The organism is Candidatus Sodalis endolongispinus (assembly GCF_018777395.1).
Taxonomy (GTDB): domain Bacteria; phylum Pseudomonadota; class Gammaproteobacteria; order Enterobacterales; family Enterobacteriaceae; genus Sodalis_B; species Sodalis_B endolongispinus.
The window spans coordinates 629577-655555 of record NZ_JAFJYC010000001.1 but is presented as its reverse complement, the minus strand read 5'-3'; the positions used below and the strand labels follow the sequence as shown (position 1 = coordinate 655555).

Below are 25979 nucleotides of genomic sequence, written 5' to 3'. Positions count from 1 at the left end.
CGGCGACCGTTACTCTTTGTCCTGTTCTTCCCAGGCCCGCGCGCGTGCCACCGCTTTTTTCCAGCCCTCATAGCGATAGTTACGCTCCGTGGTTTCGATACCGTGGCGGAACTCGCGTTCGATGACCGCTTTACTGCGCACCTCCTCCAGATCGCTCCAGAAACCGACCGCCAGGCCCGCCAAATAAGCGGCACCGAGAGCGGTGACTTCCCGGACTTCCGGGCGTTCGACGCGGGTCCCCAAAATATCGGACTGGAACTGCATCAGAAAATTATTGGCCACCGCGCCGCCGTCAACCCGTAACGCTTTCAGCCGCTCGCCGGAATCCGCCTGCATGGACTCGATAAGATCGCGCGTTTGGAAGGCAATGGACTCAAGCGTCGCGCGGATGATGTGGTTGGCGTTCACGCCGCGCGTGATACCGAAGATGGCGCCGCGGGCGTAGGGATCCCAATACGGGGCGCCGAGGCCGGTAAAGGCCGGCACCACGTATACGCCGTTGGTGTCTTTCACCTTGCTGGCGAAATATTCCGAGTCGGTGGCGTTGTTAATCAGCTTCATCTCATCGCGCAGCCATTGTATGGCGGCGCCGGCGACGAACACCGCCCCCTCCAGCGCATAATTCACTTCGCCGCGCGGGCCGCAGGCGATGGTGGTTAGCAGGCCGTGACGCGACTGTACCGCTTCGGTGCCGGTATTCATTAGCAGGAAGCAACCGGTGCCGTAAGTATTCTTCGCCATGCCGGGGGAGACGCATAGCTGGCCGTACAGCGCCGCCTGTTGATCGCCTGCGATACCGGCGATGGGAATACGGGTGCCGCCTTTGCCGCCGATATTGGTCTGGCCATAAATTTCCGAGGACGGCCGCACTTTGGGCAGCATGGCGCGCAGAATATCGAGGATATCCAGCAGGCGGTCGTCCCATTCCAGTTTATGGATGTTGAACAGCATAGTGCGCGAGGCGTTGGTGTAATCGGTGACATGCACCCGTCCCTGGGTCATTTTCCAGATAAGCCAGCTGTCGACGGTGCCGCACAGTAATTCGCCGCGCTCGCGAGCGCCCTTCACATGGTCGAGGATCCATTTGACTTTGGTCCCGGCGAAATAGGGGTCGATAACTAAGCCCGTGGTGTGGCGCACATACTCTTCAAGCCCATCGCGTTTCAGCTTCTCGCAGATATCCGCAGTACGGCGGCACTGCCACACGATGGCGTTGTAGATAGGTTTCCCGCTCTCTTTATCCCATACCACCGCGGTTTCACGCTGGTTGGTGATGCCGATGCCGGCAATTTGATCGGAGCGGATATCCGCTTTCGCCAGCACTTCCACCAGCGTCGAGCTCTGGCTGGCCCAAATCTCCATCGGGTCATGCTCCACCCAGCCCGGCTTAGGATAGATTTGGCTAAATTCCCGCTGCGAGACGCTGACAATGTTGGCGTCGTGATCGAGCACGATCGCGCGCGAGCTGGTGGTTCCCTGGTCGAGCGCGACGATATATTTTTTTTCTGATGGCATAAGAGTTTCTCGCTATTGTAAACGTTCAACAAAGGAAATCAGGCTTTAGGCTCGGAACGCGTGGCGCGGCCCTGGGCGACGGCGACGTCATCGGCCTCTTCACCGCTCAGTTGACCGGGCAGATGCGGCCCAATCAATGCGCGATAACCGAAGGCGCCCAGACAGGCTCCGACCACCGGCGCAATCAGCGGCACCAGGAAGTATGGGATCTCCCGGCCGCCGGTATAAGCAACTTTGCCCCAGCCGGCCAGGAAGGCGAAGGTTTTGGGGCCGAAATCACGCGCGGGATTCAGGGCGAAGCCGGTCAGCTGCCACATCGAGGCCCCTATCACCGCTATTAAAATCCCGATTAGCAGCGGCGCCAGGGGCCCGCGCGGGATGCCATTGCCGTCGTCGGTCAGCGCCAGAATCAGGCACAGCAAAATGGCGGTAATGACCATTTCGACCAGAAACGCCTGGGCTACCGAAATATGCGGATTAGGGTAGGTCGAGAAAATGCCGGCGAGATCCAGACTTTCGACACTGCCGCGAACCATATGATGTGTCTGCTCATAATCAAAAAACAGATTATAGTAAAGGCCGTAGACCAGCGCCGCGGCGCAGAAAGCGCCGAGCATTTGCGCCACGATGTAGGGCAGGACTTTACGCCGCTCGAAGCTGGCGAACAGCCAGAGCGCAATGGTGACGGCCGGGCTGAGGTGCGCACCGGAAACGGCCGCGGTGAGATAGACCGCCATCGCCACGCCCATACCCCATATGATGCTGATCTCCCATTGACCGAACGACGCGCCGGCCAGCTTCATGGCGGCGACGCAGCCGGCACCGAAGAAAATCAGTAATCCAGTCCCGAGGAATTCGGCGATGCACTGCCCTTTGATTGTCGGTGATGTTAATTGGCTCATAAACGGTTCCTGTGGCTGAGCGGTATTGAACCTAGCTGATGCAACACAGCTGTCACTGATTGAGAATAGGGTAATAACTTATGTAGTTATAATGTGAATTTATCGTTAACGAGCAAAAACGAGAAATATCGAACGTTAAATGTGTGGGACGTGTCATAAAAATGCGCGTATTCGCTTAATAATTGGTTCCTAAACACCCATTTCTTACGCTGCTAAGTACCCAAATTGCACCCGGCATCCGTCACAAAGGGAAACGGTAGCGCCGCCGCCGCCGGCTGGATAAAAAGCCGCCGGCAACGCGAAATCCCACCATGGGGGCGAACCGGTGGCGTTGGTGGAGGTCTAATGTCCTAATTGAGACAATGTGTATGGACACGGGCAGGCAGGCTACTTAAAATCCGGGATAAGTCACAGCATAGGGCAGCGGCAACACGCCTGGGCGGTCGGCTTTATCGAGTTACACAAGGGTGTGTAGCGACCACTGACCAAGACGCCTTGTGTCTTTAAGGGGAAACAAATGGCATTTGAAGTATTTGAGAAACTGGAAGCGAAAGTCCAGCAGGCGATCGATACCATCACGCTTTTGCAAATGGAAATCGAAGAGCTGAAAGAAAAGAACAACAGCCTGAGCCAGGAAGTGCAGCAGGCGCAGGGCAACCGGGAGTCACTGGTGAACGAAAACGAGCAGCTCAGACAGGAACAGAGTGTGTGGCAAGAGCGTTTGCGCGGCCTGTTGAGCAAGATGGATGAAGTCTGACGTCCCTGACGTTCTCCCTGCTGGCGGTGTGCGCATCGCCTTGCGTGTCAGGTCAGCCGCGCCAGGCTGGCTGACCCTGGCGGCGTTTGCTGCCGGGCATCCCGTCGCTGCGGGTGCTGCCGCCTGAGCGTGTGCGCCGGGCAGCCACGGGACGCCGCCGTCGCCATGCTACGCGTTACGTTCACGGCGGCGCTAGCCCTTATTCCAGATCGAGCGCGTCTTCGGACAGGATAACGCCGGTGTTGTCAGCATACAGATGATCGCCGGAAAAGAAGGTGACGCCGCCGAAATTGACGCGGGTATCGCTTTCACCAATGCCTTCGCTGGCGGCGCCGGCCGGGGTGGCGGCCATGGCTTGAATGCCCAGATCCAGCTCTTCCAGGTCATCCACCTGGCGCACCGCGCCGTAAACCACGATCCCTTCCCACTCGTTTTGCACCGCGAGATTGCCCAGTTCGGCATCAATGAGCGCCCGCCGTACCGATCCGCCGCCGTCCACCAGCAGGACGCGGCCGCGTCCGTTTTCTTGCAGCAGATCGTAAAGCAAACCGTTATCCTCAAAACACTTTACGGTCGTGATCTGACCGCCGAAGGAGGTTCTGCCGCCAAAATTAGTGAAAAGAGGCTCAACAACGTTCACGTCTTCCTGATAGATGTCACATAATTCTGAGGTATCGTATTTCATAGGATTTACGTCGGTTTGCCACTGGAGACGCAAGTATATCGCGTTCTCAGCAGAGTTGCCAAAGTCATCAAAGGCGAACTTGATGCGTGTCAGAAAAGCAGCCGCGTCAGGGACAGCAGCAGGCCTAGCGCGAACAAAATGTTGACGATCAATACGCATTTGACGGTTTTTTCCAGCATCGGCCTGATGCCGGAAGGATCCGTTTCGTGCAGGACGAAACGCGCCTGCATATACAGCGCCGGCACCGCCAGCAAAAATAGCCAGCCGGTAAGATTATGCATCTCCAGCAGGGCGAAAATCGCCAGGAACAGCACCGCGCCGGCCAGCAGACAGACGTGATAATAACGCGCCCGCTGGGGCCCCAGGCGCACCGCCAGGGTGTTTTTACCGTTGAGACGATCGCTTTCGATATCGCGCAGATTATTGATATTCAGCACCGCCGCAGCCAGCAGGCCACAAGCGGTGGCGGGTAAGATCACCACGGCGTGGAAGGCGCCGGTTTGCAGGTAGTAGCTGCCGCCCACGCTTAGCCAGCCGAAGAAAATCAGCACCGACAAATCGCCAAGTCCCATGTAGCCATAGGGGCGGGTGCCGACGGTATAGGTGATGGCGGCGATAATCGATAAGACGCCCAGGCACAGAAAGCCGAACACATCCGCTGCGGTGTTGCAGGCGACGAAAATCAGTAGCGCGCCCGACAATAACGACAATACCACCGCCAAGAGCAGTGCAAATTTCATCTGCTCGCGAGAGATGAGCCCCAGCTGCATGCCGCGCAGTGGCCCGATGCGGCCACGGTCGTCGCTGCCTTTCACCGCATCACCATAATCGTTGGCCAGGTTGGAGAGGATCTGCAGCATGGAGGCGGTCAATAGCGCCAACAGCGCCACCACCGGCCGGAATTGTCCCTGCCAGCCGGCTATCGCGGAGCCGGTGACAATGGAGGCGAGCGCCAGCGGCAGGGTGCGTAGCCGCAGGCTGACCCTCCAGGCTTTTGTCGGACTGAGTGTTGCTGTGTCGCTCATGTATGCACTCTTCTCTACGGTGGCGTGCGTGCCAAAAAAAGGGAGGCCTGAGCCTCCCGTTGCGGATGTCGATTACCCTGAAATGCGTTACAGGATAAAGCGGCTCAAATCTTCATCAGATACTAACTCATCCAGGTGGCCGCGAACATAATCTGCATCAATAGAAATAGTTTTACCGTTCCCCTCGCTGGCGTCATAGGAAATATCTTCCATTAACCGCTCCAGAACGGTATGCAGACGGCGGGCGCCAATGTTCTCGTTACGCTCATTCACCTGCCAGGCGGCTTCGGCGATCCGCTTGATGCCATCCTCGGTGAAGGTGATGCTCACCCCTTCCGTCGCCATCAGCGCGATATATTGGTGATGAGCGAGGCGCTCGGTTCGGTTAGGATGCGCTCAAAATCGTCGGTGGTCAGGGCTTCAAGCTCGACGCGGATCGGCAGACGGCCTTGCAGCTCGTGGATCAGGTCCGACGGGCTGGAAACCTGGAATGCGCCGGAGGCGATAAACAGAATATGGTCCGTTTTTACCATCCCGTGCTTGGTAGAAACGGTGCAACCTTCCACCAACGGCAACAGATCGCGCTGCACGCCTTCCCGGGAGACGTCAGGCCCGGACACTTCGTCACGTTTGCAGATCTTATCGATTTCGTCGATAAAAACGATACCGTGCTGCTCTACCGCCTCGATCGCCTTCTCTTTCAGTTCTTCCGGGTTCACCAGTTTGGCTGCTTCTTCCTCTACCAGCAGCTTCATGGCCTCTTTGATCTTTATCTTGCGCGGCTTCTGTTTCTGGCCGGCCAGATTTTTGAACATCGATTGCAGCTGATTAGTCATCTCCTCCATGCCGGGAGGCGACATGATTTCAACGCCCATCGGCGCCGAGGCGAGATTGATTTCAATTTCTTTCTCATCCAGCTGACCTTCGCGCAGCTTTTTACGAAAATTTTGGCGCGCGCTGGAGGGTTCGCCGCTCTCCTCCGCTTGTCCCCAGTTGTTCTTGGCCGGTGGGATCAGGACGTCCAGCACCCGCTTTTCGGCGCGAAAACGATTTTGTTCTATGGACTGCAGACGCACCATTTTGACGGCCGCATCGGTCAAATCGCGAATAATGGAATCCACTTCTTTGCCGACATAGCCGACTTCGGTGAATTTGGTGGCCTCGACTTTGATAAACGGAGCGTTGGCCAGTTTTGCCAGGCGACGGGCGATCTCCGTCTTACCGACGCCGGTGGGGCCAATCATCAGAATATTTTTCGGTGTCACTTCATGGCGCAGCGCTTCGTCCAGTTGCATGCGACGCCAACGGTTACGCAACGCGATGGCCACGGCCCGCTTGGCGTTATGCTGGCCGACGATATAGCCATCGAGTTCACTGACGATTTCCCGTGGGGTCATTTCAGACATTTTCAGGATCCTTACGCTTTGGACGTTAATTCTTCAATAGTGTGGAACTGGTTGGTGTAAATGCAGATATCACCAGCAATTCCCAACGCTTTTTCGACGATCTCGCGGGCGCCCAGTTCAGTGTTTTCCAACAGCGCGCGCCGCCGACTGGGCATAAGGGCCGCCGGAGCCAATAGCGATAAGATCATTTTCCGGCTGAATGACGTCACCATTGCCGGTGATAATGAGCGAGTCTGGTTCGTTTGCGACCGCCAGCAGGGCTTCGAGACGGCGCAGCATGCGATCGGTACGCCAGTCTTTAGCTAATTCAACCGCGGCTTTGACCAAATGGCCTTGGTGTACTTCCAATTTACGTTCAAACATTTCAAACAGGGTAAAGGCATCCGCGGTGCTACCGGCGAAGCCCGCGATAACTTTGTCATTATATAGGCGGCGGACTTTGCGCACGTTACCTTTCATGACGGTATTACCCAGAGTGGCCTGTCCGTCACCACCGATGACGACATGGCCTTTGCGGCGTACGCTGACGATTGTTGTCACGAGCAACCCCTTGGAATGGAAATAGTGAGCACCCCGCAAAGAATACGGGGCGAGGATAACTATTAAATGGGGTGGGATTCCGGGTTTTCAACCCCCGGCGGCAACGGGGATGCAATTTGATACCCCGGCACCGCGCACGCTCTGCAGGATCTTGTCGGCGCCAGCACGGCTGGAATAGGGGCCCAGCAGGACGCGATTACAGCCGCCGCCGGTAGTAATGCGGCTTTCAATGCCGGCGAATGCCAACTGTGCCCGCACTGACTCAGCCTGATCCATTGCCTTGAACGAGCCGCACTGGACCAGCCAACGCTGCGGTTTCTCTTTGGGCGCCGTTTTCGCCCCTCCTGCCTCGGCGCTCTTCTGCACCGGCTGAATGGGCGCCGGCGCAGGGGTTTGCCGCGCCGGCGGCGGCACGACGGTAGCCGGTGGCGTCTGGTGTGGCGCCTGCACAGGTTGCTGACTGAAAGGGTTGCGCGGTGCCTGGGTCGTCGGACGCGTTTGCACCGCACCCACCGTTTTACTTTGATCGTTATAGGGCACTTCGTTCAGGTGCGTCGGTCCCCGGCGCATATCCGCCTGCATCTGCTCCAGCAACTGGCGCTGTTCATTGGTCAGCTGCGCGGGTGAGTTCACCTCGCCGCCCGCGGTGGGCTCGGTCGGTGACTGTACCCCAATCTGACGATTTTCCAGCTCCTTGATATAATGCCAGCGTTCTTCCGGCTTGTGCGGTAGCCCGCTGCCGGCGTTTTTGCCGCGGTTAGGCACAATCACCGCGTCTTTCGATTTGTTATGCGCAATGAAATAGAGACCGCCAATAAACGTAATCAATACGGCCGCCGCCAGTGCGATCATCGTTTTGGACGTGCCGGAGGAGGAACGTTTCTTTTTACGGTTGGTCGTTTTACGCCGCGTGCCCGAGGACTTGCCACGGCCTACATAGTCTCTTTGTGCCACTATCGTTTCGCTAAATTTGAGATAATCATCAGGCCGTCATGTTACTGAAGGCAGTAATATTTGACCAGTGTCAGCATTCCGAAAGCGCATCAGTGATGCGTCTGCGGCAGGGCGCTGGTGCCGCGTATGACTAATTCACTGTCGAGCATCATTGATGCTGCCCCTGTCGCATGTTGCCTGAGTTGGCGCAAGAGTAACAGCACTGCTTCGCGCCCAATACGATAACAGGGGGGCGCCACCGTCGTCAGCGGCGGGCAGCAGTAGGCCGCCGCCGTCAGATTGCCAAACCCGGTCAGGGAGAGTTCTTCCGGTACCCTGAGGCCAAGCTGTTTCGCCTGCGCTAACGCCCCCAGGGCTATCATATCGCTATGGCAAAAGATAGCGGTAGGCGGTTGTGGTCGTGAAATCAACATGTTAAGTCCCGTCAAGCCAGTCTGGCAAGTCAACGGGCCGTGAAAGATGCTCTGTTCTCGCGGCGTAATGCCATGGCGCCGAAGTGCCTGACGATACCCCTCCAGGCGCAACCGGCACGCGGGCAGCTGCGCCGGACCACTGATACAGCCGATGCGGCGGTGGCCCAGCCGGTAAAGATAATCCACCACCCGCCAGGCTGCGGTCAGATTATCAGTATGTACCGTTGGCAGCGCCAGCGCCGGCACATATTCATTCACCATGACCATCGGCGGTAGAGCGGACTGCATTTCGCTATCAAGGCAAAACGGCACATCGGCGCCGAGCAGCAACATACCATCAATCGCTCTGCCGCAGATCACGTCGCTTAGATTTTTTTCTGCGCCGGCGCTGGGCGGTACGGCAGCAGCAGCAGCCAATAACCCTGGGCGGCGGCGGTTTCCTGGATGCCGCGCAGGACCTCGCCAAGGTGCGGGTCACCGCTATCGGGCACTAACGCCAGAAGCGTGGCGCTTTCGTGGCTTTTCATTGGCCGGCCGGGGTAGAGCGGTGCATAGCCGATGTTACACGCCGCCCGTCGCACCCGCTGCAGCGTCGCTGGCGACACCTTTTCTGGACGCATCAGCGCCCGTGAGACGGTCGCGGTGGAAACGCCCGCCTGCTGCGCCACATCCCGCATTGTTGCGGGGCAAGCACGGCTTCTTTTTGATTCCACGCATTACTCCTGGGGCATCCCTGGGCCTGTTCAACCTCAACGGCACCCCCTTTGTATCAGATCTCGTGCCGCCGGGACGAGGTCAATACCTTAGTGAATATCGTTTTTACGCCATTGCCGAAGCGCGATCGCAAAACCTTGGCGTCAGCTGTCGAGCGGATCAACGTCCAGCGACCATTTTACTTTGCGCGCCTGGGACAGGGTGCCTACCAGCGGTAGACTGGCGGCGACCAGACGCTGTAGCTGTGGACGCGAAGGGTGGGACAGCAGCAATTGCCAGCGAAAACGCCCACCGCGCTTGGGCGCCAGCGCGGGGATGGGTCCCATCAGCCATAAGGCATTATCCCGCAGCGGGTTGGCGTCCAGCAGTTGGCGTAATTGATCGAGAAACAGCCCTGCCTGGCGGTTGTCATGATCTTCCGCGCGAAACAGGATATGGCTGGTAAAGGGCGGCAGACCCGCCTGGCGACGTTCCTCCAGGGTTTGCTGCGCGAAGTCCATATAACCGCGATGCAGTAACGTTTGCAGCAGAGGATGCTCGGGATGGTGGGTCTGTAATAAAACCTCTCCCTGTTTCCCGGCACGGCCTGCGCGGCCGGCAACCTGCGTATAAATCTGGGCGAAACGCTCGGCGGCGCGAAAATCACCGGAAAATAGTGCGCCGTCCACGTCCAGTAACGACACCAGCGTGACATCCGGGAAATGGTGACCTTTGGCTAGCATCTGAGTGCCGATCAAAATGCGCGCGCCGCCGCGCTGTACCTGAGCTAGGTAACCTTCCAGCGCGCCTTTGCGCGCCGTGGTGTCGCGATCGATGCGCGTCACCGGCACGTCTGGAAACAAGGGCGTCAGCGCCGCCTCCAGCTGCTCGGTGCCCAACCCGACCGCAACCAGTTGGGTTGAACCGCACTGCGGGCATTGCTGCGGCAGCGGGCGCTGGCTGTCGCAGTGGTGGCAGCGCAGCTGACGCTGGTGTTGATGTAAGGTGTAATAGTGATCGCAGCGTTGGCATTCGGCAATCCAGCCGCATTCATGGCATAACAGCGCCGGCGCGAAGCCGCGCCGGTTCAGAAACAGCATGACCTGATTGCCGGCCTGCAAATGCGTGCGCATTTTATCCAGCAGCGGCGCCGATAGGCCGTGCGTCAGCGCAAGCCCCTTCATATCCAGCAATTGCTGGCCGGCGGGTCGGGCGCTGCCGGCGCGTTTGCCCAGCGTGAGCTGGCGGTATTTTTTCTGCTGCACATTATAAAGCGTTTCGAGGGCGGGCGTGGCGGTACCCAGTATTATCGGTATCTTCTCTTCCCGCGCGCGAAAAACTGCCAGATCGCGGGCGTGATAGCGCCACCCTTCATGCTGCTTGTAGGAACTATCGTGCTCCTCGTCGATGACAATAATCCCCAACCGGGCGAAGGGGGTAAACAGCGCCGAACGGGTGCCGATGACGATAGCGCACTCGCCACCCCGCGCTTTCAGCCAGACCGCCAGCCGTTCACTGTCGTTGAGTCCCGAGTGCAGAACCTCAACCGGCGCAGTGAAGCGCTCGCGAAAACGGGCAATGGTTTGCGGTGTCAGACCAATTTCCGGCACCAGCACCAGCGCCTGTTGGCCTTTGGCGAGAATGTTTTCCAGCACCGTCAGATAGACCTCGGTTTTGCCGGAGCCGGTGACGCCGGCCAGCAGCCAGGCGGCAAACCGGTCATCCTCGCTGCGGATAGCGCCGACGGCGGTGGCCTGCTCGGTATTAAGCCGTAGCCGCTCGCCGTTAACGCAAAACCCGGGGCGCCAGTCGTGCGTGTCCACCGCCTGGGGCCGCAAATCGCATAAACCTTTGGCGCGCAGCGCCTGCAGCGCCGCATCGGCCAGCTGCAGTTCGCTTACCTGATGGCGATACACCGGCCCCCGCAGCAGCGCCGCCAACGCCTGTTGCTGTTTTGGCGCCCGCTTCAGAGTGTCGGGTAGCGTGCTGCGTCCTTGTTCCGTGGCGAACCACTGCCACAGCGGCGCCATCGAGGCAGGTTTGCCCTGGCGAAGCAGAACGGGCAAGGCGTGGAACAGCACTTCGCCAGCGGGATAATGGTAATAGCCGATGGCCCAGTTCAGGATGCGCCAGAGGCTATCCGGGAACAACGACTGGCTGTCGAGTACATCGCTTATCGGCTTTAACTTGTCCAGAGCCACCTCGCTGTGCTCGCGGATGGCGGTAACGATGCCAATCGCCTGTCGTTGACCAAACGGAACCCGGACCCGCCATCCGATTACCGGCGCGGCGTTAGCGGGCAAAAGATAATCAAATGTCCGAGCCAGCGGCACCGGTAACGCGACGTTTACAACGGACATGCATTCATCCTGGGTGGCAAAAAAGTGCTGCCAGTGTACACTGTGTCGTCTTTGATGTGCGGATTCTGTTTGCAAAGATTGGCGGCATTCTGTATGATTCGACGCCTTTGATGTCATCCGACATTAGAGCGATAAACTCCATTCGCGTGGTGTCTGGCTAAAGTAGACTGGATAGCGACGCGGCCTTACGAAGAGGTTTTCCATGCAAAAAGATATCCACCCGAAATACGTAGAAATTACTGCTACCTGTTCTTGCGGTAATGTCATCAAGACCCACTCCACCCTGGGCCACGATCTGAATCTGGACGTTTGCGGCGCTTGCCATCCGTTCTACACCGGTAAACAACGTGTGGTTAATACCGGCGGTCGTGTTGATCGCTTCAACAAGCGTTTCAGTATTCCGGTCGGCAAAAAATAATTGCCCTGCCGGTAAAGAAAAAAGGCGCCGCAGGCGCCTTTTTGCTAAGCCTTAAGCGTCGAAAATAGATACCCCTACGTTTCATCAAAAGTTGTACTCGCTTGTCAACTCGTCCCCAGAGTGATCTTGCCCCGCCATCTCCGTACAGCTTTTGTATCTTAAGTTAACGAAGCCCGCTGCCGCCGGTATTCTCTCGGAGAGTGATATCCCAGCGCGCTGTGCGGATGGTTTTCATTGTAATGCGTGAACGCTGCTGCAAGGTTTCGCAGGGCTGCTCACCGCTGTTGTGCAGGGCTCCAGATCCAGTTCTCTGGCGAACCTCTGCGTTTCATGCGCGGTATACGCTGAACCGTTGTCCGTCAACCACTGCACCGCTGTATCGGGTAACCTGTCGCCGAAGCGCTTTTCTACCGACATCAGCATCACATCCTGCACGGTCGAACTGTCGTAGCCTACAGTGCTCGCAGCCCAGTCTATGGCCTCTCTGTCGCAGCAGTCCAGTGCGAACGTGACCCGCAGTTTTTCACCGTTGTCGCAGCCGAACTCGAAGCCATCTGAACACCAGCGCATATCGCTTTCTGCCACCGCGATCCTGCCCTTATGCTCACGCCTCGGCCGCTCTGGTTTTCAATGTAATAACAGCAGGTTATGCTCACACATGATCCTGTAAAGTCGTTTCGCATTTACCGGCGGCAGTCCCTCTGCGCGACGTTGTTTACGCAGGATGCCCCACACCCGCCGATAGCCGTAGCTGGGCATATCGCTGATGATGTCGAGGATGTCCGACAGTATTTCAGCGTCTGCTTCGTCATTACGCCGGTTACAGCGCCTGTCCTGCCAGTCGGCAGAACGCTTAATCCGCAGTGACAGCGGCGCACGCGACACGCTCATGGCGCGGCTGACCTGTGCTATTCCCCGGCCTTTGGCAACAAGGGCGCGTGCGCTATCCATTTTCGTGACTGGCCGTACTCCACGGCTTCTTTTAGGATCTCAACCTCCATCGTCTTCTTACCCAGAAGGCGCTGGAGCTCCCGGACCTGCTTCAATGCAGCTGCAAGCTCAGAGGCAGGAACAACGTCCTCCCGGCAGCCACGGCGGTGAGGCTGCCTTCCTGATATTGCTTTTTCCACTTAAACAGCAGGCTGGGCTGGATACCGTGCAGTCGTGCGAGATGGGAGACATTCATGCCGGGCTCCATCCTCTGCTGAATAATGGCCATTTTTTCCTGAGGAGTTTTACGTTTACGGACTTCTTGACCTAACAGGATCCCGGTCATATCAAAATTGGCGTTAGTGTTAGACATATATTAAGCCTATCTCTTATCTGGAGATACAGCTACTGTCTGGTGTTTCAGGGGGCTAAATCAGCAAACTGTATACGCTTAGCCATCACTCTTCCTCCTGTTGAGATATCTTTAATAACCATAAGCCCTGCGGCGTGGTTTGCAAAGCGCATAGGATCTCGACACGAGAGAGGATACAATGCGCCTTTATTCGAGGACTTCCAGATAGGTAAAGTACGCTTTCATGTCAGAAAAAAAGCCGTCTAACAAAGCAAATTTTCCCCGCGACCGCCAGGTTGAAGGTCTGAAGATGCCGCCCCATTCGCTGGAAGCGGAGCAGTCGGTGCTGGGCGGTTTGATGCTGGATAACGAACGCTGGGACAATGTCGCCGAACGGGTGACCGGCAACGATTTCTTTAACCGTCCCCACCGCCTTATCTTCGGCGAGATACAGCGTCTGCTGGAGCTGGGCAAGCCTATCGACCTTATCACCATTTCGGAATCCCTGGAGCAAAAAGGGGAGCTGGGCGCGGTTGGCGGGTTTGCCTATCTGGCGGAGTTATCGAAAAATACGCCCAGCGCCGCCAATATTTCCGCTTATGCCGATATTGTGCGCGAACGGGCCGTGGTGCGGGAAATGATAAGTGTCGCCCATGAGATTGCAGATGCCGGGTATGATCCTCAAGGACGCAGCAGCGAGGATTTGCTGGACCTGGCGGAATCGCGGGTGTTCCAGATAGCGGAGAATCGTGCCAGTAAGGATGAAGGTCCGAAGAGCATTGACCGTATTCTTGAGGATACGGTTGCGCGCATCGAGCAGCTTTACCAGAAGCCGCACGACGGCGTGACCGGCGTTTCCAGCGGTTATCTCGATCTGGATAAAAAGACCGCCGGGCTGCAAAAGTCGGATTTGATCATCGTGGCCGCGCGCCCCTCCATGGGGAAAACCACCTTTGCCATGAACCTGTGTGAAAACGCCGCCATGACCGAGACCAAACCGGTGTTGATCTTCAGCCTGGAGATGCCCGGCGAGCAGATCATGATGCGTATGCTGGCATCGCTGTCACGCGTCGATCAAACCCGGATCCGTACCGGCCAGCTGGACGATGAGGATTGGGCGCGCATTTCCAGCACCATGGGGCTTTTGCTGGAAAAACGCAATATGTACATCGATGACTCATCAGGCCTGACGCCCACAGAAGTGCGTTCCCGCGCGCGACGGGTATTCCGTGAACACGATGGCTTGAGCCTGATTATGATCGACTATCTGCAACTGATGCGGGTACCCTCGCTGTCCGATAACCGCACGCTGGAAATCGCCGAAATTTCCCGTTCGCTGAAAGCGCTGGCGAAAGAACTGCAGGTGCCGGTGGTGGCGTTATCGCAGCTGAACCGTAGCCTGGAACAACGCGCCGACAAGCGCCCCGTCAACTCCGACCTGCGCGAGTCCGGATCTATTGAGCAGGATGCCGATCTGATTATGTTTATCTACCGTGATGAGGTTTATCACGAGAGCAGCGACATGAAAGGTATCGCTGAAATTATTCTCGGCAAGCAGCGTAACGGCCCTATCGGCACCGTGCGGCTGACCTTCAATGGACAGTGGTCACGATTCGACAATTATGCCGGTCCACACTATGACGATGAGTGATGTCTCCCGGCGCGATATTTTCCCATCGCACTCTTATTTTTGACGCTTTTTGTTAACTTATCCGCCCTTCTAATCTCTTTATTTGATATTGTGATGAGTGTGTGCACTGTTGCACCCGTAAATCCAGGAGAGCTGCACCGTGTTCCGAAATGTTGATGCTTATGCGGGTGACCCCATCCTTACGCTGATGGAAACCTATAAACAGGATCCGCGACCTGACAGGGTCAATTTAAGCATCGGCCTTTATTACAACGAACAGGCGATCATTCCCCAGTTGCAGGCCGTAGCCGAGGCGCAAGCCATGTTGCTCGCCCGTGCGACGTCGAGCTCATCGTCCTATCTGCCGATGGAAGGCTTGTCAACCTACCGCAGCGCCACGCAGGCGTTGCTGTTCGGTGAGGATCATCCGATGCGCAATGCGTTGCGTATCGCCACGATCCAAACCGTGGGCGGCTCTGGGGCGTTGAAAGTCGGCGCGGACTTTCTCAAATGTTATTTCCCTGATTCGCAGGTCTGGGTCAGCGACCCGACCTGGGAAAACCATGTGGCGATTTTCTCCGGCGCCGGATTCCAGGTGAACCGGTACCCTTATTTCGACAGTGAGAAGCTGGGCGTCAACTTCAGCGCGATGCTGGCCTGTTTCCAACAATTGCCGCCGCGCAGCATCGTGCTGCTGCATCCGTGTTGCCATAACCCGACCGGCTCGGACCTGACCCGTTCCGAATGGGAGCAAATCATCGCGGTAGTGGCCCAAAGAGAGCTCATTCCTTTTCTGGATATCGCCTACCAGGGTTTCGGCGATGGGCTGGAAGAAGACGCCTTTGCAGTGCGCGAAATGGCGCGACTGGGCCTGCCTTGTTTGGTAAGTCATTCTTTCTCTAAGATTTTCTCCCTCTACAGCGAACGTGTGGGAGAGCTGTCGATAGTCTGCGACAGCGCGAGCGAAACCGAGCGCGTGCTGGGTCATCTGAAAGCGACCGTGCGCCGCAATTATTCCAGTCCGCCGAACTTTGGCGCCCAGGTTGTGTCACAGGTCCTGAACGAGCCGGCCTTGAATGCCCTGTGGCGTGAAGAGGTGGCGGCAATGCGCCTGCGTATCCTGGCAATGCGCCAGAGCTTGGTGGCGGCCTTGAAGGTCGCGCTGCCGGGCCATCAGTTCGATTATCTCCTACGTCAGCGCGGCATGTTCAGCTACACCGGTCTCAGCCCGGCGCAGGTGGCGCATCTGCGCGAAACCTTCGGCGTGTATTTGATCGACAGCGGTCGGATGTGTCTGGCCGGTCTGAATACCGCCAACGTCGCTAAAGTGGCCGAGGCGTTCGCGGCAGTGCAGTAATCGCCGCGCCCGGTTTTTACCTGCTCCCGCGTTGCCACTATACTGAGTGATCAACATAGGAGCAGGTAGTATGTGGCATCAACAGACCCTGAAAGCCCGATCGCGCGGCTTTCATTTGGTCACCGATGAAATCGTTTCCCAACTGACGTCGCTAAGCGCAGTCCGCACCGGGCTGCTGCATTTATTGCTGCAGCATACCTCCGCGTCCCTGACGCTGAATGAAAACTGCGATCCCACCGTCAGAACCGATATGGAAAACCATTTTTTACGTCAAGTCCCGGAATCGGCACCCTATCTGCACGATGATGAAGGGGCGGATGATATGCCGGCACATATCAAATCTTCTCTGCTTGGCAGCTCACTGTTATTGCCTGTCGGACATGGCACGCTGTTATTGGGCACCTGGCAAGGTATTTGGCTGGGCGAGCACCGTAACCGCGGCGGCGTCCGCCGCATCGTCGCCACTCTGTAGGGGGAATAATCCATGGACCAATCGACGCTGTTGAGTTACTGCATGACCAAACCGGGCGCCGTGCAGAGTGTTCATCAAGAGTGGCAGGCCAACCAGGTTAAAGTCGGCGAGGTGATGTTTGCCATGACCCATACCGTGGACGGCAGACCGGCGATATCGTTGAAAAGCAGCGCCGAGATGGCCGGCGTATTGCGCAGCGCGTTCAATGCGGTGATACCGGGCGAGCGACTGAATAAAGCCCATTGGAGCACGTTGTTTCTTGACGGTGATATTCCTGATTCCCAGCTGTATCAACTGGTAGACGCCTCCTGGCAATGGGCGGTGGCAGGTCTGTCGGAAGCGACGCGTCAGACGCTGAACATCTGAAGGGGCGGGCGTCTGTCGAGAAGGAAAAACAGTGGCAAGCAATGACGCCGATGCGCCGACAAGGTGTTTGATGGCCGGGCAGCGTCATGCCGGCGTAGCGTTGCGCCGGGATCAGCGGGCAAATCAATGCCGAAAGGGCTGGCGTCTGTCCGGCAGAGTCCTGCCGTCAGGTGCGCCGGCAAGTCGCCAGTGCGGCCGTTAACGTCAGCTATCAATGTCTGCCGTTAACGACAGCGGCCCGAACGCTGGCCTGACTGTTTTTCCTATGCTTTTTGTAGCGCCCGTTCCAGCATTGGCCGCAAAAAGCGCGCGGTATGGGAGGATTTACAGTCCGCAACCGTTTCCGGCGTGCCGGCGACCAGAATTTCGCCGCCGCCGTTACCGCCTTCCGGGCCGAGATCGACAATCCAGTCCGCGGTTTTGATCACGTCCAGATTATGCTCAATAACCACGATGGTATTGCCCTGATCGCGCAGCTGATGTAGCACTGCCAGCAGTTGCTGGATATCGGCGAAATGCAAACCGGTCGTCGGCTCGTCGAGGATATACAGCGTTTGCCCGGTGCCGCGTTTGGACAGCTCGCGCGCCAGTTTCACACGCTGCGCCTCGCCCCCGGACAGCGTGGTAGCGGACTGGCCTAAACGGATGTAGGACAGCCCAACATCTATCAGCGTTTGCAGCTTACGCGCCAGAGCGGGAACGGCGTCGAAAAATTCGCGCGCTTCCTCAATGGTCATCTCCAGCACCTGGTGGATATTCTTGCCTTTATATTTCACTTCCCGCGTTTCACGATTATACCGTTGGCCCTTACAGTGATCGCAGGGAACATAGATATCCGGCAGAAAGTGCATTTCCACCTTGATGACGCCATCGCCCTGACAAGCCTCGCAGCGTCCGCCGCGTACGTTGAAGCTGAAACGGCCCGGGGTATAACCGCGGGCGCGGGATTCCGGCACGCCGGCGAACAGCTCGCGCACCGGCGTAAAAACGCCGGTGTACGTCGCGGGATTGGAGCGTGGCGTCCGGCCAATCGGGCTTTGATCGATATCGATGACCTTATCGAAATGCTCCAGGCCCTGCACATCGCGATAGGGCGCCACTTCGGTAGTGGTAGCGCCGTTTAGCTGGCGCTGCGCCACCGGAAACAGGGTGTCGTTAATCAGCGTGGATTTACCCGAGCCGGAAACGCCGGTGATGCAGGTAAACAGCCCTACCGGCAGGGTCAGAGTCACGTCCTTGAGATTATTGCCGCGCGCGCCGACCAGTTTCAATACCCGGGTGGGATCCGCCGGGATACGCGCCTGCGGAATGGCTATTTCCTGCTTGCCGCTGAGGAACTGGCCGGTCAACGACGCCGGGTGGGCCATGATTTCCTCGGCGGTACCTTCGGCTACTATCTCACCGCCGTGGACGCCGGCGCCCGGACCGATATCGATAATATGATCGGCGGCGCGGATGGCGTCTTCGTCGTGCTCCACCACGATGACCGTATTGCCGAGATCGCGCAGATGTATCAGCGTTTCCAGCAACCGCTCGTTATCGCGCTGATGCAAACCAATGGAAGGCTCATCCAGCACATACATGACCCCGACCAGGCCGGCGCCTATCTGGCTGGCTAAACGGATACGCTGCGCCTCGCCGCCGGATAAGGTTTCCGCCGAGTGGTACAGGGAGAGGTAGTTCAGTCCGACGTTGACCAGGAATTTAAGCCGGTCGCGGATCTCCTTCAGTACTTTTTCCGCAATCTTGGCGCGCTGGCCGCTCAGTTTTATGTCGTCGAAAAACGACAGCGCGTGGCCGATGCCCATTTCGGAGATCTCCGGCAGGGTGGTGTGCTCCACGAAGACGTGGCGGGCCTCACGCCGCAGACGGGTGCCGCCACAGGTGGCGCAAGGACGGTTGCTGATATATTTGGCCAGCTCTTCGCGCACTGCGGTGGACTCGGTTTCTTTATAGCGGCGCTCCATGTTGGGCAGCACCCCCTCAAACGGATGCCGACGCACCGAGGTGTCGCCGCGATCGTTGATATATTTAAATTCGATGTTTTCCTTGTCGGAACCGAACAGAATTTTTTGCTGTACCGTCGGGCTCAGGGCATGGAACGGTGCCTCAACGTCGAACTTATAGTGCTCGGCCAACGAGCGCAGCATCTGGAAATAGTAAAAATTACGTCGGTCCCAGCCGCGAATGGCACCGCCGGCGAGGGAAATATCCTGATTTTGCAACACCCGGTCGGGATCAAAGTATTGCTGCACGCCGAGGCCGTCGCAGGTGGGACAGGCGCCGGCCGGATTGTTGAAGGAAAAGAGCCGTGGCTCCAGCTCGGGCATACTGTAGCCGCAAATGGGACAGGCGAAATTGGCGGAAAACAGCAACTCTTCTGCTTTCTCGTCATCCATATCTGCCACCACCGCGGTGCCGCCCGAGAGGCCGAGAGCGGTTTCAAAGGATTCCGCCAGCCGTTGCGCCAGATCCTCGCGTATCTTGAAACGATCTACGACCACTTCGATGGTATGTTTTTTTTGCAGCTCGAGTTTAGGCGGATCTGACAGATCGCAGACCTCCCCGTCGATACGCGCCCGGATATAGCCCTGCGCCGCCAGGTTTTCCAGCGTTTTGCTGTGCTCCCCTTTGCGCTCTTTAACGATGGGCGCCAGCAGCATAAGCCGTTTGCCTTCCGGCTGCGACAGCACATTATCTACCATCTGGCTGACGGTCTGCGCCGCCAGCGGCACATCATGATCCGGGCAACGCGGCTCGCCGACGCGGGCGAATAGAAGACGAAGATAATCGTGGATTTCGGTTATCGTTCCCACCGTTGAACGAGGATTATGGGAGGTGGATTTTTGTTCAATCGAAATGGCGGGCGACAGACCTTCGATATGATCCACATCGGGTTTTTCCATCAGCGACAGAAATTGCCGGGCATAGGCGGAAAGCGATTCAACATACCGACGCTGGCCTTCGGCATACAGCGTATCAAACGCCAGCGATGATTTTCCAGAACCCGACAAGCCGGTAATGACTATCAATTTATCGCGGGGTATCACCAAACTGATGTTTTTCAGGTTATGGGTACGAGCACCACGAACTTCAATCTTATCCATTCAACTAATCCCAACACCGGATAAATGAGGGTGGCCTGCGTGGTTGACAAAACCGCGGCGTCGCGAAACGGTCAATTATGACACAAAAAAATCTGAATGAATATCCAGTATTGCTTGTAACAAATAATTCTGCTTCACACTGTTTTTGATGCGCCGTCCAAGTTTCAAAACATGTTCTTTAAGCGGTGGCAATGGTAAACTTGGGCGATTAAACTTAGTCATCCATCTTATCAGGAGACCCCCATGGCCAGCAGAGGCGTTAATAAAGTGATTCTAGTCGGAAACCTGGGCCAGGATCCGGAAGTCCGCCATATGCCTAATGGTGGTGCGGTAGCCAACATTACGCTGGCCACCTCGGAGAGCTGGCGCGACAAGCAAACCGGCGAGACCAAAGAGAAAACGGAATGGCACCGCGTGGTGCTATTTGGCAAGCTGGCCGAGGTGGCGGGCGAGTATCTGCGTAAAGGCTCCCAAGTGTATATTGAGGGATCGCTGCAGACCCGCAAGTGGCAGGACCAAAGCGGTCAGGATCGCTATACCACCGAAGTCGTGGTTAATGTGGGCGGCACCATGCAAATGCTCGGGGGCCGTCAGGGTGGCGCGGCGGGCGGCGGTGCGGGCGGCGTCGGTCAGCAGGGCGGCTGGGGCCAGCCTCAGCAGCCCCAGGGGAATAACGCGCAGTTCAGCGGCGGTAATGCCCCGGCGGCGCGCCCCGCGCAGAACACGGCACCGGCGCCCGGCAATGAGCCGCCGATGGACTTTGATGACGATATTCCGTTCTGAGATTAACCTGAGACAACCGTGTCAATGATGCGCGAAAAAACCTCCGATGACCTGGAGGTTTTTTTGTTTTGATGTGAGCCGAAGATGTTAACGGTCAGGGAAAGAGTTAATTGCGAACGTAGACTGTGCATTTGCGTACGCTTTTTCTCGGGGTACCTAGTATAAGAGTACGGCAACAACCTATTTGTGCTGAAAGCGGGTAGGTTGATGCCGAAAACTGGACAGAGAGCTTCCTGGGCTGCAAACAAATTATAGCGAGAGGTTCAGCATCCGGTCACGTACGGCAGGATTTCCCGATGATTATAAGCGAAACGTCAATGATGGTACCGACATTTTGCGCAGCACGGTGCAATGTATTGCGTGAAGAACATTAACAATCCCCTTTTTGATTTGATCTTTTTTAGATCAAGCTGCACGTTATAGGTGATTGAGCAATTTTTATTCTTTGTACTCATCTTAATTGCGAGAGTATCTTATGCCACTGTTGTGTTGGCTTAGCTTAGCAGCGGGTAATCAAGCGATAGCGAAACATTGGAATACATTATCGTGGATGCAAACTCTGCTGCGACGAATTAACCATTTTCGCCAATATGGATTTTGTGGGTTTCATATAATTGGGTATTGGCCGGTCAGCAATTGTCGGATTTTTGCGCGGTGAGAAAGTACTGCGAGCCATTTTTTGGCTGGTTTTGCGGCTGGCGTGAGTCTTTGAAGATAAAGAGGTCTGAGGGGTTTGTGATGATGTCACCACAACCCTGGCCCCTTTTCTTTTAACGCTAATCGGTGCCGCCGAAAAGACGCTAGACATCGCCGCGTTCTCAACCGGTAACGGTGCTTTTATGTCACCGGTTGCCTTGGTGCTGTCGGTCAGGAGCGAGGACGGTTTATTATCGACCCTGGACTTGATGCGTTGATCGAAATCCGTCCTGGTGGCTTGATTATTTTCCGCCAATGTTTGCAACCTTGCCTTTGCCCCTTCGGCTAGATGTTGCATCGCCTTTAATCGTTTGCCGTTCTCCTCTAAACGCTTCACCCTATTGCTAACTTTGGCAATGTTTGCCTGTATATTCGCCATTGTCTGTTGCCTGCTCGCGCCGCTACTCGTCGTCGATAACTGAGCATCCGAATGTAATCGCTGGCGTTGATTCAGGTCACTGGCCTGAGGGGAAATGCGTCGTTCCTGCTTGGCTGTTCCTGCATCGTTAATGGTGGTAAGGGATCGCAAACAGGGGTGATGCTTCGATGTGTTACGAAGAGGATGTGTGGACCAATTGATGGGGGGCGGCGTTTCGTCAGTATTCAGCAACGTTTTGGCAAATTCAATGCTAGCTGCGGTGTTGGCAGTAAATCTAACCGTCGCTGGTGATGTTTATGCAGGAGGTTGGCTATTATGTTGGTGGGTATTTTTAGTCAGCGGAAAGGATTTATCTTGGCTAACAACCGAGCCTAGGTATTTGCGCGTTGGCGTTAAGATGTTCAATGTGCCGCTGGAGCGGTAAATAGCAGTTTTCAACACGGCATTCGCATTATTGTCGCACCTATAAGACTGAAATAATGTCCCGTGCCGATTGATTGATGGGGATGCTTTATTAACTTCCCGCTGGGTGCTGGTATGAGCGGAATGAAGCGTTTTGTGAAGAGAGGTTATGCATGTCATAAATTGCACCTTAATAAAATTTAACGAATTTATGGCTGGTAAAAAATAGCGCTGAAACTGGGTGACCCCTATATTGACACTGAGTCAGTAAATTCTCGTGGCCACAATTTTATTAGTTCTAATTTACCTTATATTCAGAAGGCATTCATGTAGTGATTCCCTGAAGTTCATTGGTTTTAGAGTGATGCTTTATATAATTTCGATGCCGTGTCGACTTCGCCTTTGCATCTCGAAATATTTTACACCTCTAGGCATTTGTCATGGTTTATAGTCATGCTCGTGTTAGATCCCTTAATGGATTCAAGATGATTAATGTGCTTGATCCCGCGAGTAATCCCCTAATTAATTATTGTGCGCAATATGAGATGATGAGTTGAATATTGACGATGTCATTTTCCCGGCCGCCGGCTGTAAACGGGCGTGGCGTAAGGTGATAAAGCGCAGGAGGTGACTGGCCTTCGTTTTCATCATGCCGCCACTACGGCGCTTATCGGGGCAAGGTTTATCGGTAACACATGGATTATCGGTAACAAAAGACAGCGTTACGCTAGCTGTCGCCCATGGCCGTCCTGCGTCATACTATGGCTTATGCCATCGCCGCTGCCGACCATCTTTAGCGGCAGTAAAAGCGCGCGCCGTCTGGCTGGTCGCGGCGTTGATCATTAACTTTATCTTCTGGATGGTTATGAACTCATGTATTAGGCCTGGTTGGCCGTTGATAGTATTAACGCTGGCATGGCCGGACGGTGCGCAGGACAGCCATGCTTCTCAAGAGACCGATGCCGCTGCGTGGCAGATTAGGATCGCTGAGGTGCAGACGCCGGCTGATGGCGCCGCCGCCGCGCTGGATTCAGATGTTGCGGCTGCAGTGCCACGCCTGGTCGCCGCCGTGCAACACCCCTCCTCAGTCGCGAACGTTGAGCCCGCGGCCGATGCGGTAATGGCACCGCCAACGGCCGCCGCGCCGAATGTCGCGGCGCAACCGTCCCATGAGGCGCTACAACGCTACCGCAAGACTCAAGGTCTGGCGCCCGATGCTCAGATGCCCCCGGGGGGGCGAACGAAGCGGCTCCCTCTGCCGCCCCCCAACGCCTCATGCCGCGCCCGCTGATGCCGGCGGCGCCGATGGATATGCCAATGCGTCAGGAAGTGGGGGATGAGGTTAGCGTGTACACCGGCCCTGACGGGATAGATGTCCTGGTGTTGCGCTATGGGCCGACACGGGTTAGTGAAGCGCTGGTGCAATTCAGCGGCAGCAAGCATGCTTGGGAGGGCAAGATCCAAAAGCTGGAGGTGAAGAAAACCGCCGCTGAAAACCTTTACTGGCTCAACTTGCAGGGCAAACGTTTTGTGGCGCTCACTGTTGCCAAAGACGGCTCAGGACGTATCACCCTGCCGGGTGGGGCAAAGGCCTATCCAGTCGCCTATGATGCGGCACTGTCGGCGCAGCTTAACCCGCACTATTTTCTGGCCGATTACCTGAGCCGCAATTAATCTTGCCTGTCAAGGCGGCAAGGCGGCAAGGCGGCAAGGCGGCAAGGCGGCAAGGCGGCAAGGCGGCAAGGCGGCAAGGTCAGGGCGTGACGCGATAGGGCCTGAGATACTCTGGTTCAGGGGCCACAGGCGCCGCGTTACGGTCTGGCTTGGCGCGACAAGCCAGAGAAAGTAGGCGTGTCGGGTAGACGGAGCGGTGCCGAAGATCACTGCGCTGCGTTGGGCGACGCTGAATAAACGCCCGGAGCAATCAGGTCCGCCAGCCAGTCCATAAACACTTTTACCCGCGGAGGCAGATGGTGACGGTGGGCATAGAGCAGGGTGATGTCCATGGGCGGCGGCAGGTAATCGGGCATAATTTCCACCAGTAGACCGCGGGTGAAAAGTTCTACGTAACGGGCGACGGGCACCTGAATAATCCCCAATCCGTTCAGGCAGGCCGCCTCATAAGCATCGGCATTATTCACCGTGACCCGGACGGGCATTTGGCGGCTGACCCGGCGGCCGTGGTGCTGATAAACGAAACCTTCCGATTGTGAGCCTAATATTTGGATGTAATCAATCAACACATGGCGGTCAAGGTCATCGGGGGTGTCGGGCACGCCATACCCCCGCAGGTAAGCCGGACTGGCGCAGTTGACCATGCGCAGTTTTCCCAGGCGGCGCGCGACCAGATTGTCGTCGTTTAATTGCCCGATACGTACCACGCAATCGAATCCCTCGCGCACCACATCGACCAGCCTGTCGGTGCAGCTTATCTCCACCTGAATCGCCGGATGCGCCTGTAAAAACTCGCCAAGGCGCGGGAACACCTCAATCCGGGCGAAGGCGGTTGGCATGTCGACGCGCAGCCTGCCGGCCAGTACCGGTCCTTGCTGACGGAATAAGCCGTCCAGTTCTTCCATGGAAGCGAGCACGTCTCGCGCCCGGTCATAGAGGACCAGACCATCCTGCGTCGGCGTCACCCGGCGGGTGGTACGATGCAGAAAGCGAGCGCCCAGCACACCTTCCAACGTTTGAATATGCTGGGACACGGTAGATTTAGGCAAACCAAGCGTGTTGCCCGCCTGAGTAAAACTTGCCAGTTCGACCACCCGCACAAAGCTTTGCAGCAGCGCCAGTTTGTTCATCGTTGCTCTCTTGATTGTTTGCTGATATTGAACAGTCTTTCCGGTTTAACGCTCTTTATCCCCTCCGCCCCGGTCAATATCCTTAGTAATACAGCGATCGTTCTGCGTCAACCGACGCAGTGTGTATCCATCACAAACCCCAGGAGTTTCGCTATGAGTCGTCCCATTGCGTTAATTACCGGCGCCAGCCGAGGGCTGGGCTATCACACCGCTATTCATCTTTCGACCGCCGGCTACGATATTATTGGCACTTATCACTCCCGCAAAGAGGAAGCGCAGGCGCTGGTGAAGGAGATCGAATGTAGCGGGGGCCGTGCGGCCATGCTGCAACTGGATACTGGCGATAGTCGCCGTTTTGCCGGTTTCGTTAGCGAACTGCAGCAGGTGTTGAGCGACACGTTCAACCAGACGCAGTTTCACCATCTGATAAACAATGCCGGAATTGGTATTCATGCCGCGTTCGCCGCGACCGACGAAGAGCAGTTTGACCAGTTGATGCGCATCAATTGCAAAGGCCCGTTTTTCCTGACCCAAGCGTTGCTGCCGCTGCTGGCCGATGGCGGCAGTATCTTGAATATGTCGAGCGGACTTACGCGATTCACCACGCCCGGTTTTGCCGCCTATGCGGCGACGAAAGGGGCCATGGAAGTGTTAACGCGTTATCAGGCCAAAGAGCTGGGCAGTCGCGGGATTCGGGTTAATATCTTGGCGCCCGGCGCGATTGAATCGGATTTCTCCGGTGGCACGGTACGGGATAACAAGCAGGTAAATCAGGTTATCGCTGACAATACTGTTCTCGGCCGGGTTGGGTTGCCCGATGATATTGGTGCGGCGATCGTTGCGCTGCTGAGCGATAATTGTCATTGGATGACCGCTCAGCGCGTTGAAGCGTCCGTCGGGATGTACCTGTAAGGCGGCCGTTAGCGCTGACGTGAGCGGCCAGGCCGCACGGCGCAGTCTGGGCGGTGCGGTGCTGGGGTCTTGGTAATGCACGCCCAGGCAATATCAGCCTCAATAAGACCAACTTTGGCGA

19 protein-coding genes and 4 pseudogenes are annotated in these 25979 nt (G+C 56.6%); 10 read left to right on the top strand and 13 right to left on the bottom strand.

Annotation, left to right across the window (positions count from 1 at the left end; all coding sequences use genetic code 11):
• Positions 1 to 9 precede the first annotated feature (9 nt).
• Both glpK and JZM24_RS03225 read right to left on the bottom strand, forming a co-directional pair.
• Complete coding sequence (gene glpK / locus JZM24_RS03230) at positions 10 to 1515, bottom strand: glycerol kinase GlpK (RefSeq protein ID WP_215668544.1); 1506 nt, start codon at positions 1513 to 1515, stop codon at positions 10 to 12.
• A gap of 38 nt (positions 1516 to 1553) precedes the next feature.
• Positions 1554 to 2417 carry an MIP/aquaporin family protein gene (locus JZM24_RS03225; protein WP_215668543.1) on the bottom strand — a complete coding sequence of 288 codons (864 nt, stop codon included), beginning with the start codon at positions 2415 to 2417 and terminating at the stop codon, positions 1554 to 1556.
• A gap of 517 nt (positions 2418 to 2934) precedes the next feature.
• Between JZM24_RS03225 and zapB the strand changes: the two genes are divergently transcribed.
• Positions 2935 to 3174, top strand: a complete 240-nt coding sequence (zapB, locus tag JZM24_RS03220; protein ID WP_074013146.1) for a cell division protein ZapB — start codon at positions 2935 to 2937, stop codon at positions 3172 to 3174.
• Between the two features lie 199 nt (positions 3175 to 3373).
• Here zapB and rraA read toward each other — a convergent pair whose 3' ends face one another.
• The 7 genes and pseudogenes from rraA to priA all read right to left on the bottom strand — a co-directional run bounded on the left by rraA (position 3374) and on the right by priA (position 11250).
• Positions 3374 to 3859 (bottom strand): ribonuclease E activity regulator RraA, encoded by a 486-nt coding sequence (gene rraA / locus JZM24_RS03215; RefSeq protein WP_215668542.1) that lies wholly within the window; start codon positions 3857 to 3859, stop codon positions 3374 to 3376.
• 89 nt (positions 3860 to 3948) lie between these two features.
• Positions 3949 to 4884 (bottom strand): 1,4-dihydroxy-2-naphthoate polyprenyltransferase, encoded by a 936-nt coding sequence (locus tag JZM24_RS03210; protein WP_215668541.1) that lies wholly within the window; start codon positions 4882 to 4884, stop codon positions 3949 to 3951.
• 87 nt (positions 4885 to 4971) lie between these two features.
• A pseudogene (gene hslU, locus JZM24_RS03205) lies at positions 4972 to 6290 on the bottom strand (ATP-dependent protease ATPase subunit HslU).
• A gap of 11 nt (positions 6291 to 6301) precedes the next feature.
• Positions 6302 to 6830 (bottom strand): annotated as a pseudogene (gene hslV, locus JZM24_RS03200) (ATP-dependent protease subunit HslV).
• A gap of 87 nt (positions 6831 to 6917) precedes the next feature.
• Positions 6918 to 7784, bottom strand: a complete 867-nt coding sequence (gene ftsN, locus JZM24_RS03195) for a cell division protein FtsN (RefSeq protein WP_215668540.1) — start codon at positions 7782 to 7784, stop codon at positions 6918 to 6920.
• Between the two features lie 89 nt (positions 7785 to 7873).
• A pseudogene (locus tag JZM24_RS03190) lies at positions 7874 to 8874 on the bottom strand (substrate-binding domain-containing protein).
• Positions 8875 to 9054: 180 nt separating this feature from the next.
• Positions 9055 to 11250, bottom strand: a complete 2196-nt coding sequence (gene priA, locus JZM24_RS03185; protein ID WP_215668539.1) for a primosomal protein N' — start codon at positions 11248 to 11250, stop codon at positions 9055 to 9057.
• A 202-nt stretch (positions 11251 to 11452) separates the two neighbouring features.
• Here priA and rpmE point away from each other — a divergent pair, with 202 nt between their 5' ends.
• Entirely contained in the window at positions 11453 to 11668 is a 216-nt protein-coding gene (rpmE, locus tag JZM24_RS03180; RefSeq protein WP_215668538.1) for a 50S ribosomal protein L31, read from the top strand.
• A 158-nt stretch (positions 11669 to 11826) separates the two neighbouring features.
• Here rpmE and JZM24_RS03175 read toward each other — a convergent pair.
• Positions 11827 to 12944, bottom strand: a pseudogene (locus JZM24_RS03175) (IS3 family transposase).
• A 250-nt stretch (positions 12945 to 13194) separates the two neighbouring features.
• Here JZM24_RS03175 and dnaB point away from each other — a divergent pair.
• The 4 genes from dnaB (at position 13195) to JZM24_RS03155 (ending at position 16775) form a co-directional block, all read left to right on the top strand.
• Positions 13195 to 14601, top strand: coding sequence for a replicative DNA helicase (dnaB, locus tag JZM24_RS03170; RefSeq protein WP_215668537.1), 1407 nt, complete (start codon positions 13195 to 13197; stop codon positions 14599 to 14601).
• A 139-nt stretch (positions 14602 to 14740) separates the two neighbouring features.
• Entirely contained in the window at positions 14741 to 15937 is a 1197-nt protein-coding gene (locus tag JZM24_RS03165) for an amino acid aminotransferase (protein WP_215668536.1), read from the top strand.
• 70 nt (positions 15938 to 16007) lie between these two features.
• Positions 16008 to 16409 carry a secondary thiamine-phosphate synthase enzyme YjbQ gene (locus tag JZM24_RS03160; protein ID WP_215668535.1) on the top strand — a complete coding sequence of 134 codons (402 nt, stop codon included), beginning with the start codon at positions 16008 to 16010 and terminating at the stop codon, positions 16407 to 16409.
• 12 nt (positions 16410 to 16421) lie between these two features.
• Complete coding sequence (locus JZM24_RS03155) at positions 16422 to 16775, top strand: MmcQ/YjbR family DNA-binding protein (protein WP_215668534.1); 354 nt, start codon at positions 16422 to 16424, stop codon at positions 16773 to 16775.
• Between the two features lie 263 nt (positions 16776 to 17038).
• Here the strand turns inward: JZM24_RS03155 and uvrA are convergent, their stop codons facing one another.
• Entirely contained in the window at positions 17039 to 19882 is a 2844-nt protein-coding gene (gene uvrA, locus JZM24_RS03150; RefSeq protein WP_215668533.1) for an excinuclease ABC subunit UvrA, read from the bottom strand.
• Between the two features lie 243 nt (positions 19883 to 20125).
• Here uvrA and ssb1 point away from each other — a divergent pair, with 243 nt between their 5' ends.
• A complete protein-coding gene (ssb1, locus tag JZM24_RS03145) occupies positions 20126 to 20665 on the top strand; it encodes a single-stranded DNA-binding protein (protein ID WP_215668532.1) in 540 nt (179 codons plus the stop codon).
• 541 nt (positions 20666 to 21206) lie between these two features.
• Here ssb1 and JZM24_RS03140 read toward each other — a convergent pair.
• Positions 21207 to 21740: a hypothetical protein gene (locus JZM24_RS03140; RefSeq protein ID WP_215668531.1), complete on the bottom strand. Its 534-nt coding sequence runs from the start codon at positions 21738 to 21740 to the stop codon at positions 21207 to 21209.
• Positions 21741 to 23037: 1297 nt separating this feature from the next.
• On the opposite strand from JZM24_RS03140, the gene JZM24_RS03135 reads away from it, so the two are divergent.
• Positions 23038 to 23433 (top strand): hypothetical protein, encoded by a 396-nt coding sequence (locus JZM24_RS03135; protein WP_215668530.1) that lies wholly within the window; start codon positions 23038 to 23040, stop codon positions 23431 to 23433.
• A 14-nt stretch (positions 23434 to 23447) separates the two neighbouring features.
• Positions 23448 to 23816: a hypothetical protein gene (locus JZM24_RS03130; RefSeq protein ID WP_215668529.1), complete on the top strand. Its 369-nt coding sequence runs from the start codon at positions 23448 to 23450 to the stop codon at positions 23814 to 23816.
• Positions 23817 to 24022: 206 nt separating this feature from the next.
• Here the strand turns inward: JZM24_RS03130 and JZM24_RS03125 are convergent, their stop codons facing one another.
• Positions 24023 to 24946, bottom strand: coding sequence for a LysR family transcriptional regulator (locus tag JZM24_RS03125; protein WP_215668528.1), 924 nt, complete (start codon positions 24944 to 24946; stop codon positions 24023 to 24025).
• Between the two features lie 153 nt (positions 24947 to 25099).
• On the opposite strand from JZM24_RS03125, the gene JZM24_RS03120 reads away from it, so the two are divergent.
• The gene (locus JZM24_RS03120; protein WP_215668527.1) at positions 25100 to 25858 is read left to right on the top strand and encodes an SDR family NAD(P)-dependent oxidoreductase; all 759 of its coding nucleotides are present in this window, start codon (positions 25100 to 25102) and stop codon (positions 25856 to 25858) included.
• Positions 25859 to 25979: the final 121 nt, after the last annotated feature.

What these genes read in the sequence shown, in the direction of transcription:
- glpK (WP_215668544.1), bottom strand. Translation starts at nt 1,515, where the DNA reads ATGCCATCAGAAAAAAAATATATCGTCGCGCTCGACCAGGGAACCACC.
- JZM24_RS03225 (WP_215668543.1), bottom strand. Translation starts at nt 2,417, where the DNA reads ATGAGCCAATTAACATCACCGACAATCAAAGGGCAGTGCATCGCCGAA.
- zapB (WP_074013146.1), top strand. Translation starts at nt 2,935, where the DNA reads ATGGCATTTGAAGTATTTGAGAAACTGGAAGCGAAAGTCCAGCAGGCG.
- rraA (WP_215668542.1), bottom strand. Translation starts at nt 3,859, where the DNA reads ATGAAATACGATACCTCAGAATTATGTGACATCTATCAGGAAGACGTG.
- JZM24_RS03210 (WP_215668541.1), bottom strand. Translation starts at nt 4,884, where the DNA reads ATGAGCGACACAGCAACACTCAGTCCGACAAAAGCCTGGAGGGTCAGC.
- priA (WP_215668539.1), bottom strand. Translation starts at nt 11,250, where the DNA reads ATGTCCGTTGTAAACGTCGCGTTACCGGTGCCGCTGGCTCGGACATTT.
- rpmE (WP_215668538.1), top strand. Translation starts at nt 11,453, where the DNA reads ATGCAAAAAGATATCCACCCGAAATACGTAGAAATTACTGCTACCTGT.
- dnaB (WP_215668537.1), top strand. Translation starts at nt 13,195, where the DNA reads ATGTCAGAAAAAAAGCCGTCTAACAAAGCAAATTTTCCCCGCGACCGC.
- JZM24_RS03160 (WP_215668535.1), top strand. Translation starts at nt 16,008, where the DNA reads ATGTGGCATCAACAGACCCTGAAAGCCCGATCGCGCGGCTTTCATTTG.
- JZM24_RS03155 (WP_215668534.1), top strand. Translation starts at nt 16,422, where the DNA reads ATGGACCAATCGACGCTGTTGAGTTACTGCATGACCAAACCGGGCGCC.
- uvrA (WP_215668533.1), bottom strand. Translation starts at nt 19,882, where the DNA reads ATGGATAAGATTGAAGTTCGTGGTGCTCGTACCCATAACCTGAAAAAC.
- ssb1 (WP_215668532.1), top strand. Translation starts at nt 20,126, where the DNA reads ATGGCCAGCAGAGGCGTTAATAAAGTGATTCTAGTCGGAAACCTGGGC.
- JZM24_RS03140 (WP_215668531.1), bottom strand. Translation starts at nt 21,740, where the DNA reads ATGGCGAATATACAGGCAAACATTGCCAAAGTTAGCAATAGGGTGAAG.
- JZM24_RS03130 (WP_215668529.1), top strand. Translation starts at nt 23,448, where the DNA reads ATGGATATGCCAATGCGTCAGGAAGTGGGGGATGAGGTTAGCGTGTAC.
- JZM24_RS03125 (WP_215668528.1), bottom strand. Translation starts at nt 24,946, where the DNA reads ATGAACAAACTGGCGCTGCTGCAAAGCTTTGTGCGGGTGGTCGAACTG.
- JZM24_RS03120 (WP_215668527.1), top strand. Translation starts at nt 25,100, where the DNA reads ATGAGTCGTCCCATTGCGTTAATTACCGGCGCCAGCCGAGGGCTGGGC.